The following is a 13,481-nucleotide window of genomic DNA, read 5'->3' as shown; positions in this document are numbered from 1 at the left end:
GCTGTCAGTGAGGCCGTCCCAGGTTGTGAGGAGCGGGGTTGATGAGTGACGTTGTGCCGAGTTATCCGACGGTGATGCATGCCCTGGCGGCCCAGGCGGAGCGCGGCTCGGACGGGGCGGGAATGTCGGTGGTACCCGAACCGGGACAGGTGGAGCCGCGCCGCTACGACACGGTGTTCGAGGACGCGCTGCGTTGTGCCGCCGTCCTCGCCGAGTACGGCGTGCGTCGTGGCGACCGGGTGCTGTTCTGCCTACCGACGAGTTGGACTTTCGTGACGGCGTTCCTCGGGTGTCAGCTGCTCGGCGCCGCCCCGACGGCGATCGCGGTGCCGACCAGCTTCGGGCGGGCGGCGGGATTCGACGGCCAGGTGAAGGATCTGGTGGCCTACCTGCGGCCGGCGGCGGTCCTGGCCAGGGCCGCGGTGGTTCAGGCGTCGGAGGCCGTGACGGACACGGTGTTCATCGACGCGGACCTGCTGCAGGAGCGTGCCGCCTCCGCCGAGGCTTCGTTGCAACGGTTCCGTCTGCCGTCCGAGAACGACCTGGCGTTCATCCAGTGCACGTCCGGATCGACCGGCCGTCCCAAGGGCGTCATGATCTCGCATGCGAACCTGGCCGCGAACCTGGCGCAGAGCGCTGTGGCGACGGGATGGTCGGCCGAGGACACGTCGGTGAGCTGGCTTCCGCTGTACCACGACATGGGCCTGATCTCGGGGATCATGGTTCCCATCTACACCGGCGGCAGCAGCGTCCTCATGCCGCCGACGCAGTTCCTGCGCTCACCGGTGGAGTGGCTACGCAACATCACCGCGATGAGGGGCACCCTCGCGGCGGCGCCCAACTTCGCCTACGGCTACACGACCGACCGGGTCCGCGACGGCGATCTCGAGGGCGTCGACCTGTCGTCCTGGCGGATGGCATTCTGCGGAGCGGAACCCATCCACCCCGGCACCATCCGGCGTTTCGTCGATCGCTTCCGCCATTGGGGTCTGCGGCAGGACGTCTTCATGCCCTGCTACGGCATGGCAGAGGCCACCCTGACCATCAGCATGTCGCCGCACAACGTGCCGGTCCGGGTCGACACCATCGACCGCACGGCCGCCGTCACCCACGGTCAGGTGATCGACGTCGACCCGGGGGAGGCGAGCGGGATGCAGGTCGTCGCCTGCGGTGTGCCCGTCGTGGGTACCGAGATCCGTGTCGTCGACGGTGACGGTGAGCCGCTGGGCGACAACCAGATCGGCGACATCCAGTTCCGCAGCCCGTCGCGCACGATCGGATATTTCGGCCTGCCGGCGGAGACCGCTGCGGCCATCGCCGAGCCGGACTGGTGGAAGACCGGCGACGTCGGCTACCTGCGAGACGGCGAGATCCGCATCACCGGGCGTTCCAAAGATCTGATCATCATCCGCGGCGCCAACTACTTCCCGTCGGACTTCGAGCAGGCTGCCGAATCGGTGCCGGGCGTCCGCCTCGGCACGGTCGTCGCCGTCGGCCATCGACCCGAGGACGGCGACTCGGAAGAGTTGCACCTCATCGTCGAGTCGTACGTGCCCGCAGATCAGCAGGAAGAACTACGCCAGGCGGTGCGGTCCGCGGTCAGCGCACGCAGCGGTGTGCCTGTGGCCCAGGTCCACCTCGTACCGAGACGCAGCCTTCCCAAGACCACCAGCGGGAAGCTGCAACGAGCGAAAGCGCGACAACTGTTCATCGAGAAGGCGGCACCCGCACCGGCCTGACAACCGGACACTCACCCACCTCGCCGGCCACCACCACACCAGCCACGAGGACCGGCGCCTGCCACAACCCTTACCCGTCGCCATCCGGAAACAGTCGAGATCCTGAGGGGTTGTCCGCGTGTCCAATCCGTTCGACGACGACAGTCAAGAATTCCTGGCCCTGTGCAACGACGAGGAGCAGTACTCGTTGTGGCCGACCGGCATCACCGTCCCCGCCGGTTGGCAGGTGGTGTACGGTCCGGCGCCCCGACGGGAGGTCGTGGACCACATCGACCGGTCCTGGACCGACATGCGGCCGAAGAGCCTGCGGGACGCCGTGCCCGAGTACGGCGGTGCCGGCCGTCGACCGGACCCGGCCCCGTCGACCGGCTCGCGGGCGTGATGAACCTGTCCGCCCGGGCCCGGACCCTGCTCGGCGCGACCGTCGGCCTCGTCGTGCTGGTGAGCACGGTGCCGCTGTGGGACACGGCAGGGCCGCACGATGGTGGCTCGCTCACCCGGTTCCTGCTCGCGGTCGCGGTGGTCCTGGTGACCTGCCAGGTGTGCGCCGGGCTGGCCCGCCGGTTCGGTCAGCCCTCGGTGGTCGGCGAGATGGTGGGCGGTCTGGTGCTCGGCCCGTCCCTGCTCGGCGCGGTCTGGCCGGCGGCTACCGGGTTCCTGTTCCCCGCGGCGGTGACGGAAGGGCTGGACAAGGTCGCGCAACTGGGTCTGGTCATCTTCGTCTTCCTGCTCGGCTGTGAACTGCGTACCGACCGGATCGAGCGCAAGGGTGTGGTCGGGGCGGTGGTGGTCGCCGGCATGGGCCTGCCGTGGCTGGCCGGCATGGGCATCGTCGCCGCTGCCGGCGGGCTGTTCGTCGGCTCGCAGGGCTCGCCGGCGGGCACGATGATGTTCGTCGGACTGGCCATGGCGGTGACCGCGTTGCCCGTGCTGGCGCGCATCCTCGACGACCTGAAACTGCGGCACACCAGCGTCGGTGTGCTGTCCATCTCGGCAGCGGCCATCGGTGACGGTCTGCTCTGGCTGGTGCTGGCCTTTCTGCTGGCCGGGCAGAGCGCGGGCGGGGGGCTGCGCGTCCTGTTGCTCGGGGCCGCGCTGGTTCTGGTGACCGTCCTGTGCGTCCGCCCGCTGCTGCTGGCGCTGGTCCGACGGCTGGGCTCTGGTCAGTCGCTGACGGTGGTGCTGGTGGCCGGAGCGATCGGCTACTCGGTGCTCACTGAGTCCATCCAGCTCCATCCGGTGGTCGGCGCCTTCCTGTTCGGCGTCGCCGTACCGCGCGACTCGCTGGTCGTGGAACGGATCTGTCAGCAGTTGGAGGGCTTCACCCTGCTCATCCTGTTACCGCTGTTCTTCGCCGGTGTCGGCCTGACGACCTCGGTCGGGCTGATCGGCACCGCGCCGATCACCTGGCTGGTGTTCGCCGGGGTGTTCGTGGCGGCCGTCCTGACCAAGATCGTCGGGGCGGGCGGGGTGGCTCGGTTGGCCGGTATGCCGAACGGCGAGGCGCTGCGGTTCGGCATCCTGATGAACTGCCGAGGGGTAACCGAGCTGGTCGTGCTGAGCATCGGCTACCAGGCCGGCTTCCTCAACCAGTTGGGATACAGCGTCCTCGTGCTCGTCGCCGTGCTCACCACGGCGGTGACCGGGCCGCTGGTGCGTTGGTCGCTCAGGCGCGAGGGAAGGCTCGGGTCGCCGGCGTCGCCCTCCGGGCCGGACCGACGAGACCACCCGCTGGTGACCGGCGCACCGGTTCAGCACTGGGACGCAGAGAAGACAGACCTGTGAGGAGTCTCAAGGGTGGCATTTCTTAATTCCCATCGAGACATGGTGGCTATGGGGGATGCAGGCGATGGTCGATGTCAAGAACCGGGTTAAGTTCGTTCGTTGGCCTGCGGAAAGTGACATCCGCGCGGAATGCCACGAACAGCAGCACCTCTGTCTGCTGATCGTGGAACACGGCGCGGCACCGCCGGACCAACTCAGCCTTTACGAGGACTGGGTACGCCCGCCCATCGGACGGGAAGACCTCCAGGTCCGGGTTCGTCAGTTGGCGGCCCGGGCAGTGCTCAACGAGAAGCCGGTGTTGGACCCGGCCGGAATGCTGTACTTCAACAACGCGTCCGTCACGCTCTCTCTCATGCAGTGCGAGATGCTGACACCGCTGCTGACCAGGTACGGCCAGCTGGTCTACCGGACCGAGCTGCGGGAGATCCTGGAAGGCTCCGGGGCCAGCTCGTCGAGCAACGCGCTGGACCTGCACGTCATGCGGCTGCGCCGGCGTTTGGAGATCGTCGGTCTCGCGATCCGTACCGTCTGGGGGCGCGGTTTCTTCGTGGAGCCCGGATCACGGGCGTCGACACCTCGGGTGGACCCGCGGCGGGCCGTCACTGCGGTGTCGAAGAAGGACCGGTCGAGGTGAGTCGGTGCGTACGTGGTGAATTCGACCTCGCGGTCCGTCCACCCGCAAGGAGATTGACAGATCCGAGAAAGCGTACGGCGAAGGGCCGTGCCACCACCGTTATGTTCGGAACCACATCGGCAGGAAAGCTGCGTCGGAGGCGGAGTGGACACTGTTTCGGAGTTCTTTGAGGCGAGCGTGCTGACGGCCGGTGATGCTCCGTCGGTCATCTTCGGCGACACCGCCGTCGGGTACGCGGAACTGAACGCACGAGCGAATCGGCTGGCCCGTCGGCTCATCGCGGCCGGTGTCGGTCCGGATTCGCTGGTAGCGGTCGCGGTGCCGCGCTCGGACACCCTGATCACGGCGGTTCTCGCCGTGCTGAAGGCCGGCGGCGCGTACCTGCCGCTCGATCCGACCTACCCGGGCGAGCGGCTGACCCACATGGTCACCGACGCACGTGCCATGCTGTCGATCCGGACCAGCGGCGTCGCGACGCTGGGTCTGGGTGTGCCGGAGATGGTGCTCGACGACCCCGCCTTCGTGGCGGAGTGCGCGGGTGAACGTGGGGACAACGTCACCGCGGCGGAGCGGCTGGCGCCGTTGACCGCGGACAACCTGATGTACGTCATCTACACCTCCGGCTCCACCGGCGTACCCAAGGGAGTCGCGCTCACCCACGCCGGGGTGGCGGACCTGGTCTCCACCCAGACCCGGGTGTACGGCATCCGCCCCGGCGAGCGGGTGCTGCAGTGGGCCTCGTTCAGCTTCGACGCCTGGTTCTGGGACTTCACCATGGCCCTCATGCACGGCGCGACGCTGGTGATGGCCGAGCAGGACGACCTGATGCCCGGCGAGGCGCTGCGCGACACGATGCTGAAGTACGAGGTGGACCACGCCACGCTGCCCCCGGTGGCGCTGAGCATCACCGACAGCGCGGGGCTGCTGCCCGGCGGCACGCTCACCTCGACCGGAGACGTCTGCACCAGAGCTCTGGCGACGCAGTGGTCGCAGGGGCGGCGGCTGTTCAACGGCTACGGTCCGACCGAGGTGACCGTCGGCACGTCGATCGGTGGACCGGTCGAGGGCGTGCAGGAGACGGTGAGCATCGGCTCGTCCTGGGACGGCAGCGCGGTGTACGTGCTCGACGGGCACCTACGCGATCTGCGCGACGGCGACGAGGGGGAGCTCTACCTGGCCGGCAGCGGCGTGGCCCGGGGCTATCTGCACCGTCCGGGCCTGACCGCGGCACGCTTCGTCGCCAACCCGTACGGCCCGCCGGGTAGCCGGATGTACCGGTCCGGCGACCGGGGCAGACGCGCCGCCGACGGCCAGCTCTACTTCACCGGCCGGGTCGACGACCAGGTGAAGGTTCGCGGTTTCCGGGTCGAACTGGGCGAGGTCGAGACGCGGCTGGAAGGCCACCCGGCGGTGGAGTTGGCGGTTGCGGTACTCGGCGGCACCGACGCCTCGTCGCAGCACATCGTCGCCTACGTGACGGCCTCGGGACAGCAGCCGATGGTGGCGACGCAGGTCCGCGAGCACGCCCGGGCCGCACTGCCCGAGCACATGGTGCCGTCCGCCGTCGTCGTGCTCGACCGGATGCCCACCCTGCCCAACGGCAAGATCGACCGCAAGGCGTTGGCCGAGCGGGCGGCGACGGCCCCGGCCGAGCAGCGCCCTGCCCCGTCACCGGCGGCCGGTACGCCCGACGGTGAGCCGGCAGCCGGCGGATCGGGTCCCGCGCCGTCGCTGGAGGATCTGCTGTGCGGCCTGGTGGCCGAGACGCTGGAGATCACCGAGGTGACGCCGCAGGACAACTTCTTCGAGCTGGGTGGGCACTCGGTGCTCGCCGCCAAGCTGGCCAGCCGGATGCGCAAGGAGTTGGGCGTGACCGTGCCGATGCGTTCGGTGTTCGAGGCCGAGAGCCTGGCCGATCTGGTCGAGCTGATGGCGCGGTCCAGGTAGGCAGGTCTCGGGTGCTGCCCGTCGGTCGATCGCGGGCAGCACCCGAGCATCGGGGCCAGGTCAGTAGACCCCGTCGCGCTTGGCCAGGCCCACCGCGCCCAGTGCGCGGGTGACACCGGTGAGCGCGGTGGCCAGGATGATCTCCGCGGGGTTGAAGGCGACCGGCAGCTCCAGAATCCGACGCTGTGCCGTCTCGCGGTCGCTGTGCGGCCCGTGCAGGCGGAAGACGAGCGGCACCTGCGAACCGCACCACAGGTGGTAGGCCAGCCGTGGATTGCGGAAGACCTCGGGACGCCACGGCGAACACCCGATCACCCTGGCGAAATCAATCATGTACCGGTTGTAGTGCACAAGCGTGCGCAGCTCGGGGTTGCCGGTGAAGAACTCGTCCTCGTACGTCGCCTGCCGCTTGATCAGCTGGTTGAGCTGCTCCGGCGGCGGCAACGTCCGTTTGCCACTGCACAGCAGCGCGAAGTAACGGGCCTGCATCTCCGAGCAGGCCGGAACCCCGCCCGCGGCGGGCCGCGCCCATCCGATGAAGACCACGCCCGTACCGAGCTCCGGGTGGATCATGTGCTTGTACATCTGGCGCACATCGGTGATGTGCACGTCCTTGAGGAGGGTGAAGTCCTCGGTGTACCCGGTGTTCAGCATGATCGTGTCGATCGTCTCCCGCCGGCCGTCCTTGAACAGGACGTAGTCCGCACCGAGCCGCTCGATGCCGGAGGCGTTGACCGTCAGCGTGCCATCGACGATCCGATGGATGAACGCATCGTTCTTGGTCAGGAAGTGGTTGAAGAAACTCTTGTTGTTCGAGTTCCACGCCGCTATCGCCCGACTTGCGGCGGTCTTGCCGAACCGCTTGCCCATCCGCGTGCCGATGCGGTGGACGGCGGTGGCAGCCGACAGCGGTAGCGCGTTCAGCATCTCCGAGGTGTAGGCGTCGTTCGGGTGCGGCCGGTCACCCGGAAACCGTGCGACGACGGACTGCCAACGGCGTATCGACAGCGTGCAGCTCGCCGCCACCTGGGCGATCTCGTTGACGACGTCGGCTGCGGTCTCGCCGATGCCCACGCAGAGAACCCGCTTTCCGCGGAACGGTTCGGCGTTGCGGTAGAAGGCCGAGTGGGTGACCACGCCTGCGAAGTCCTCCTGCCCCGGCAGGTTGACCTTGTTGGGAACCCGGTGGGTGCCACTGGACACGACCACCGCGTCGAACTGGTGACTGACCCGGGCGGTGGGATCGTCCGCGGGCGCGGTCTCGACCACGTAGCCCTCGCCGCTGTCGCTCCTCGCGACGCTCAGCACATCGGTGCGAGGGTGGATGAGGGGACGCAGGCCGAAGGCGTCGGCGAAGTCGTGGAGGTACTTCCGGTATTCGACCGCCGTCCAGAACCGTCGCTCCTGCTTCTCCGGCGGCGGGAAGCAGGAGAACGCCATCATGTAGTTGGAGATGGTCAGCAGCGTCGAGTCGTAGGCACCCGGCTCGTCGGTGCCCGCACCGGCGCGGAACACACCGCCGAGTTCGGCGTTGTGATCGAAGCAGGTCACGGTGTGGCCCTCGTCGATCAGTTCCTTCATCGCGATCAGACCCGACGGGCCCGCGCCGATGACACAGACGGCTTTCTTCACGGTCACCTCGACATCTCGAAACGGACTGGCAGGGTGTCGTAGCCGGATACGAAGTTCGAGTAGATGGGGCGGGGCTTGCCGCACAGCTCCATCCGGGTCACCTGGGTGGTCAAGGCGGTCAGCAGTGCCCGCAGCTCCGCGCGGCCGAGGAAAGCGCCGAGACAGTAGTGCGGACCGTGGCCGAACGAAAGGTGCTTGTTGGGCGACCTGGACAGGGTGAACCGTCGCGGCTGGTGGAACACCGACTCGTCGTTGTTCGCCGAGATGTTCCACAGCGTGACGATGTCGCCGGCCTCGACCCGGTGCCCGTGGATCGCGAGACCGGCGCGCGCGGTACGCGCCACGTGCATCCCCGGGGTCGCCCAGCGCAGCACCTCCTCCACGGCCGAGTCGACGTCGACCGCGCCGGTCCGCAGGGCGTCCCACTGGTCCGGGTACTCGATCAGGGCCAGCACGGCACAGATTGCCGAGATCCGGGACGTCTCGTCGCCGCCGAGGATCAGGCTGTAGCAGTTGACCGCGATCTCCTCGACGGTCAGCGCCACCCCGTCGACCTCGGCGCTCGCCAGCATGCTGATCACGTCGTCACCCGGCTTGCGCCGCCGCTCCTCGGCCAGCTCGACGAAGTAGAGCAGGATCTCGTTGCGCGCGCTGAGCGCGTCCAGGTCACTGCTGTCGGCCCGGTCCGACGACAGCGCCATCTTGTTCCATCCGAGCAGGTCCCTGCGATCGGCGATCGGCACCGACAGCAGGTCGCAGATGGTGTTCATCGGGATCTGCTCGGCCACCTCGGCGGCGAAGTCGAAACAGCCCGCGCCGACGACCGCCGACACGAGTTCGGTGGAGCGGAGCTGGACGTTTGTCACCACCTCCGCGAGCGCCCGCGGCGTGAAGGCGCTGAACATCAGGTTGCGTAGTTTCCGGTGCGACGGTCCGTCGGTGACCGCGAGCATGCTTCCGCCTGCGGAGTCGTTGCCCCGCAGCACGACGTCCAGGACGTTGCCGCGCTCGGAACTGAGCGCCGGGTCGTGGTAAAGCGCCTGGACGTCGGCATACCGGGAGACCACCCAGAACCCCGGATTGCTGTCGGTGGCCGGATGCCAGTAGACCGGGCTCTCCGCCCGCACGTCCCGCCAGAACCCGTGCACGTCGTTGTCGACGAAGGTGGCTGGATCGACCAGGTCCAGGGACCGGACGCCGAGGGCGGGCTCGCTCATGGCCCGATGGTGGCAGGCGGATGACGCTCCCGTGTGGACTCTTGCCTGTTCCTTTCCGGCTCGGTACGGGACCGGATCAGTGCTGCTCGGTGTACTGGCCCAGACCGGTCTGGTAGGCGATCGCCACCAGTTGCGCACGGTCACGGGCACCCAATTTGCCCATGATGCGGCCGACGTGGGTGCGCGCGGTGGCCGGGCTGAGGAACAGGGCGGCCCCGATCTCGTCGTTGCTCAGCCCCTGCGCGACCAGTGTGAGCACCTCACGCTCGCGTTCGGTGAGCACGGCGAGCCGCTCCTCGCCCGCCTGCGCTGCCTTGCGTTGCGCGGTGAACTGGCTGATGAGCCTGCGGGTGACCCGTGGGGCGAGCAGTGCGTCGCCGGCCGCGATGACCCGGATGGCGTGCAGCAGCTCGGCAGGGCCGGCATCTTTCAGCAGGAAACCACTGGCACCCGCCTGAAGGGCCTCGAACACGTTCTCGTCGGTGTCGTAGGTGGTCAGGATGAGGATGCGGACCTGCTCCATGCCGGGCATCTCGACGATCTGCGCGGCGGCGCGGATGCCGTCGAGCCGAGGCATGCGGATGTCCATCAGGACGACGTCGGGTCGGGTGGCGCGAGCCAGTTCGACGGCCTCGGCGCCGTTGGTGGCCTCGCCCACCACGGTGATGTCGTCCTCCAGGTCGAGCAGCAGCCGGAAACCGGAGCGGACCAGCCGCTCGTCGTCGGCGAGCAGCACCTTGATGGGCACGCCGGTCACGGGAGGGACGCAACCGGCGCGAGCGGCAGGCGGGCGACGACCTCGAAGCCGCCACCGGTACGTGTGGTGGCGTGCAGTTCCCCGCCGAGCAGTTGGCAGCGCTCCCGCATGCCCACGATCCCACGCCCGCCCGACGATGGACCGCCCGCACCCACCGCGACCAGCACAGGGTCCCGGGCACCCTCGTCGAGCACCCGGATGCGTAGCGCGTCGGACGTCGTCTCGATCGTCACGGTCACCCGGGTCGGCCCGACGTGACGGATCACGTTGGTGATCGACTCCTGGACGATGCGGTAGGCCGCGCTGTCCACCGCGCTCGGCAGTGGCGCCATGGCCGGGCTCTGTTCGATGGTGACGTCCAGACCGGCCTCGCGGGCCTTGCCGGCGAGCGCGTCGACCTGGTCGAGACCCGGGTGTGGTTCGCGTCCGTCGTCCTCGCGTAGGACGCCGAGCACGGCGCGCATCTCGTGCAGCGCCCGGGAACTGGTCTGCTCGATGGCCCGCAACGCGTCGCGCGCCTGAGCCGGCCGCTTGTCGAGCACATGCGCCGTGACGCTGGCCTGCACGTTGATGATGGCGATGGCGTGCGCGACGGTGTCGTGGACCTCGCGGGCGATCCGCAACCGTTCGGCGTCGACCCGGGCCCGGGTCTCCTCCTCGCGGGACCGCTCGGCCAGCTCGGCCCGTCGCTGCGCGTCGGCGGCGATGACCCTGCGGGACCGGACGGATTCGCCGAGCGTGATGCTGATGACCGACGCCCCGATCCGGAAGAGCACCCAGCCCAGGGCTTCACTCGGCTGGACATCCGCACCGGCGATCAACCAACCGACGGCCAGCACCGCGGTGCCGGTGCCGGCGATCAGCAGCGACCGACGCCCGTCGCCGAAGGCAGCGAGGGTGTACAGGGCGACGAACAGGCCGAGACAGGCCATCCGGTCGGGAAACCCGAGACCGAAGTAGACCAGGCTGGCCGCTCCGGTGAGCGCGAACACGGCGACCGGCCAGCGGCGTCGGGCGACGATGGCCACACCACTCAACACCACCAGGCCGTAGCCGGCGTACCCGAAATCCGAGGCGGGGCGGGCGATCGGCTCGGGAAGGACGGCACCGTGCTCGCTGACACTCTGGACTTGGACCACCGTGACGAACAGTGCCAACAGGACGTCCGCGAACCAGGCAGGCCGACGGGCGAGCCAGGCCCGCAGTCGTTCCGGCAGCACCCGCAGGGTCATGCCGCGATCCTACGGCACCTCTCGCACTCTCCGGTGCGTGGCCAACTACGCCCTGCGACGTATCCGGACCGTCTCCGGCTACGCGAATCCGCGTAGCCGGAGACACGTCTCGGGGCATGCGCGACGGGTGGCCTCGGCACCAGGATCGGTGCCATGAAGAAGCTCTTCGCGGGCCTGGCGTCACTGTTGCTGCTCGCCGAGGTCGCACAGTTCTATCTAGCCGCCAGCGGAGCATTCGACTCCGCGCCGATCGAGGAGGCGTTCTCCCCTCATCGCTTTCTCGGCTACCTGATCCTCTTCTCCGCTGTGGTGCTCGTGGTTGTCTCCGCAGTCGCCCGGATGCCGGGCCGGGTCATCGGCAGGACGGCCCTGGTGGCCGGGCTGGTGCTCATCCAGTCGCTCATCCGGGAGGTCGCCAGGTCCTTCGGCGAGGGCTCCGAGACGGGTCACCTCATCTTCGGCGTGCACGCCGTCAACGGGCTGATCATCGTCGGAGCCACCATCTGGGTGGTGCGTGAGGCTCGCCAGATCGCCTGGCCGCGCACCGAGCTCAGCCACGCGACCCGGTCATGACCACGGCGGCGCTGACCGTCTTCGATCACGCCTGGGCGCTGCTCGGCGCCGCCGCGTGGCTCGCCGCCGGTGTGACCGCGGTACGGGGTCGCGCCCGAGCCGCCCTGGTGCTGCTCGGCGCTGCCCTGGTGTTCACCCTGGCCAAGGCGGTGTCGGTGGCGGTGCTGGCCGGGCGGGGCTGGTGGTTCGTCCAGGAGAAGGTCCTGCTGGGGATGCCGCTGCTCGCGGTCACCGCGCTGGCCGCCGCGGTGACCGCCGGACCGATGCTGCTCGCTCGGGCCACCGGAGTGCCCCGGCGATCCGGTGGCGAGAAGGTGGGTGTCGTCGCGCTGTTCGCCGCCGGGTACGCAGCGGTGGCCGGCTTCGTGACCACCTACCTCGTGGGGTACCCGCTGACCCTGCCGACAGCGCTGATCACGGTCGGTCTGGTGGTGGCGGCCGTACTGCTGACCGCGCGGTCGCTCCCGGCACCCGGCGCTGAGGTCGTGGGGGAGGCGGTCCCCAATGCCGGAACGGGCCTGTCCCGCCGTGGTTTCCTCGGCATCGCCGGCGGCGTGGCGGCTGTCGGCGCGACCGGTACCGGCGCGGGTCTGTCGGTGCTCTCCTCCGGCGTGGCGCACACAGTTGGCGGTGGTCCCGGCCCGAGCCGGGGATCGCTGGTGTCGGTGGCCGACCTGCGTGGGCCGAACACTCCCGCGCCGGGCGGCGTTCGACGCGCGTACGGGGTGACCGCCCGCAAGGCCGCCGTGCGCCTGCCGTCCGGGAAGGACGTCGACGCCTGGACCTTCGACGGCGCGGCGCCCGGTCCGCAGCTCAGCGCGACCCAGGGCGACCTGCTCGAAGTGCGCCTGGTCAACCAGGACATCGAAGGGGGGGTGACCCTGCACTGGCACGGCTACGACGTGCCATGCGGGGAGGACGGGGTGCCGGGCCTCAGCCAACCGGCGGTGGCGCCCGGCGCCGCCTTCGTCTACCGGTTCCGCGCCGACCAGGTCGGCACGTACTGGTATCACACCCACTACGCGTCCCACGTGGGCGTGCGGCGCGGCCTCTACGGCGTGCTCGTCGTGACCCCCCGCACGGATCCCGAGCCGGCGGATCTCGACGTGGTCGTCCCCGTGCACACCTTCAGCGGCGGCGCGGCGGTCGCGGGCGTCGAGCATGTCGCGGCGGCCGGCGCGACGGTCCGGCTGCGTCTGATCAACACCGACTCCGACCCGCGTCGCTTCGCGCTGGCGGGCACCCCGTTCCGGGTGGTCGCGGTCGACGGCCGGGACCTGCACGGGCCCGGTGAGACGAGCCGGACCGCGCTGCGGGTCGCCGCGGGTGGGCGGCGCGACCTGGTGTTCGCCATGCCGGAGACCGCCGTCGCGCTGTTCGTCGACGGTGTGGCCGCGGTGTGGCTACGGCCCCACCCGGGCGCGCCGGACGGTGCGGCGGCCGGGGAGGACACCGCCGGATGGCCGGAACTGGACCTGCTCACCTACGGGACCTCGACCTCCGTGCCGCTGCGCACCGCGACCGCGGACCGGCATTTCACCCTCGTGCTCGACCGTGGGCTGGCCATGGTCGACGGACGACCCGCGTTCGCGCAGACCGTCAACGGGCTTGGCCATCCGTCGATCCCCGACCAGCTGGTCACCGAGGGCGACATCGTCCGGTTCACCGTGGTCAACCGGAGTCTGGAGACCCATCCCTGGCACCTGCACGGCCACCCGGTGCTGATCCTGTCCCGCGACGGCCAGCAGTCCTCGGGCAGCCCGCTGTGGATGGACACGTTCGACGTCCGCCCCGGCGAGGTGTGGGAGGTCGTGTTCCAGGCGGACAACCGGGGTATCTGGATGAACCACTGCCACAATCTGCCGCACGCCGACCAGGGCATGATGCTCCGCCTGCGGTACGACGGCGTCAGCACGCCGTTCCACGGCGCACACGCGGCGGGACACCGCCACCCCTCCTGACGAC

At 69.5% G+C, this 13,481-nt stretch carries 11 protein-coding genes; 7 read left to right on the top strand and 4 right to left on the bottom strand.

Annotated features, from left to right (window positions below; translation table 11 throughout):
• Positions 1-41: 41 nt before the first annotated feature.
• The 5 genes from KBX50_RS02190 (at position 42) to KBX50_RS02170 (ending at position 6,105) form a co-directional block, all read left to right on the top strand.
• Positions 42-1,739 (top strand): fatty acyl-AMP ligase, encoded by a 1,698-nt coding sequence (locus tag KBX50_RS02190; RefSeq protein WP_210934124.1) that lies wholly within the window; start codon positions 42-44, stop codon positions 1,737-1,739.
• Between the two features lie 118 nt (positions 1,740-1,857).
• Entirely contained in the window at positions 1,858-2,121 is a 264-nt protein-coding gene (locus KBX50_RS02185) for an MbtH family protein (RefSeq protein WP_210934122.1), read from the top strand.
• Positions 2,121-3,524 carry a cation:proton antiporter gene (locus KBX50_RS02180; protein ID WP_247673032.1) on the top strand — a complete coding sequence of 468 codons (1,404 nt, stop codon included), beginning with the start codon at positions 2,121-2,123 and terminating at the stop codon, positions 3,522-3,524. Before KBX50_RS02185 ends, KBX50_RS02180 begins: the two co-directional genes overlap by 1 nt.
• Positions 3,525-3,588: 64 nt before the next feature.
• Positions 3,589-4,158, top strand: coding sequence for a helix-turn-helix domain-containing protein (locus tag KBX50_RS02175; RefSeq protein WP_210934118.1), 570 nt, complete (start codon positions 3,589-3,591; stop codon positions 4,156-4,158).
• Positions 4,159-4,302: 144 nt separating this feature from the next.
• Complete coding sequence (locus KBX50_RS02170; RefSeq protein ID WP_210934115.1) at positions 4,303-6,105, top strand: non-ribosomal peptide synthetase; 1,803 nt, start codon at positions 4,303-4,305, stop codon at positions 6,103-6,105.
• A gap of 60 nt (positions 6,106-6,165) precedes the next feature.
• Here KBX50_RS02170 and KBX50_RS02165 read toward each other — a convergent pair whose 3' ends face one another.
• From KBX50_RS02165 to KBX50_RS02150, 4 genes are all read right to left on the bottom strand, one after another.
• Positions 6,166-7,743 (bottom strand): NAD(P)/FAD-dependent oxidoreductase, encoded by a 1,578-nt coding sequence (locus tag KBX50_RS02165; RefSeq protein ID WP_210934113.1) that lies wholly within the window; start codon positions 7,741-7,743, stop codon positions 6,166-6,168.
• Positions 7,740-8,954 (bottom strand): cytochrome P450, encoded by a 1,215-nt coding sequence (locus tag KBX50_RS02160; RefSeq protein ID WP_210934111.1) that lies wholly within the window; start codon positions 8,952-8,954, stop codon positions 7,740-7,742. The genes KBX50_RS02165 and KBX50_RS02160 overlap by 4 nt, the downstream gene beginning before the upstream one ends.
• 76 nt (positions 8,955-9,030) lie before the next feature.
• Complete coding sequence (locus KBX50_RS02155; RefSeq protein ID WP_210934402.1) at positions 9,031-9,702, bottom strand: response regulator transcription factor; 672 nt, start codon at positions 9,700-9,702, stop codon at positions 9,031-9,033.
• 5 nt (positions 9,703-9,707) lie between these two features.
• Positions 9,708-10,943 carry a sensor histidine kinase gene (locus KBX50_RS02150; RefSeq protein ID WP_210934109.1) on the bottom strand — a complete coding sequence of 412 codons (1,236 nt, stop codon included), beginning with the start codon at positions 10,941-10,943 and terminating at the stop codon, positions 9,708-9,710.
• A 153-nt stretch (positions 10,944-11,096) separates the two neighbouring features.
• On the opposite strand from KBX50_RS02150, the gene KBX50_RS02145 reads away from it, so the two are divergent.
• Positions 11,097-11,516 carry a DUF6220 domain-containing protein gene (locus tag KBX50_RS02145; RefSeq protein WP_210934107.1) on the top strand — a complete coding sequence of 140 codons (420 nt, stop codon included), beginning with the start codon at positions 11,097-11,099 and terminating at the stop codon, positions 11,514-11,516.
• Positions 11,513-13,477, top strand: a complete 1,965-nt coding sequence (locus KBX50_RS02140; protein ID WP_210934105.1) for a multicopper oxidase family protein — start codon at positions 11,513-11,515, stop codon at positions 13,475-13,477. Before KBX50_RS02145 ends, KBX50_RS02140 begins: the two co-directional genes overlap by 4 nt.
• Positions 13,478-13,481 lie beyond the last annotated feature (4 nt).

It is taken from the genome of Micromonospora sp. C51, from assembly GCF_018070435.1.
Lineage (GTDB): Bacteria > Actinomycetota > Actinomycetes > Mycobacteriales > Micromonosporaceae > Micromonospora > Micromonospora sediminimaris.
The sequence above is the reverse complement of the archived record's forward strand: the minus strand, read 5'-3'. Positions and strand labels throughout refer to the sequence as shown.

Coding starts and splice junctions, on each gene's coding strand:
- KBX50_RS02190 (WP_210934124.1), top strand. CDS start 42: ATGAGTGACGTTGTGCCGAGTTATCCGACGGTGATGCATGCCCTGGCG.
- KBX50_RS02180 (WP_247673032.1), top strand. CDS start 2,121: ATGAACCTGTCCGCCCGGGCCCGGACCCTGCTCGGCGCGACCGTCGGC.
- KBX50_RS02175 (WP_210934118.1), top strand. CDS start 3,589: ATGGTCGATGTCAAGAACCGGGTTAAGTTCGTTCGTTGGCCTGCGGAA.
- KBX50_RS02160 (WP_210934111.1), bottom strand. CDS start 8,954: ATGAGCGAGCCCGCCCTCGGCGTCCGGTCCCTGGACCTGGTCGATCCA.
- KBX50_RS02150 (WP_210934109.1), bottom strand. CDS start 10,943: ATGACCCTGCGGGTGCTGCCGGAACGACTGCGGGCCTGGCTCGCCCGT.
- KBX50_RS02145 (WP_210934107.1), top strand. CDS start 11,097: ATGAAGAAGCTCTTCGCGGGCCTGGCGTCACTGTTGCTGCTCGCCGAG.
- KBX50_RS02140 (WP_210934105.1), top strand. CDS start 11,513: ATGACCACGGCGGCGCTGACCGTCTTCGATCACGCCTGGGCGCTGCTC.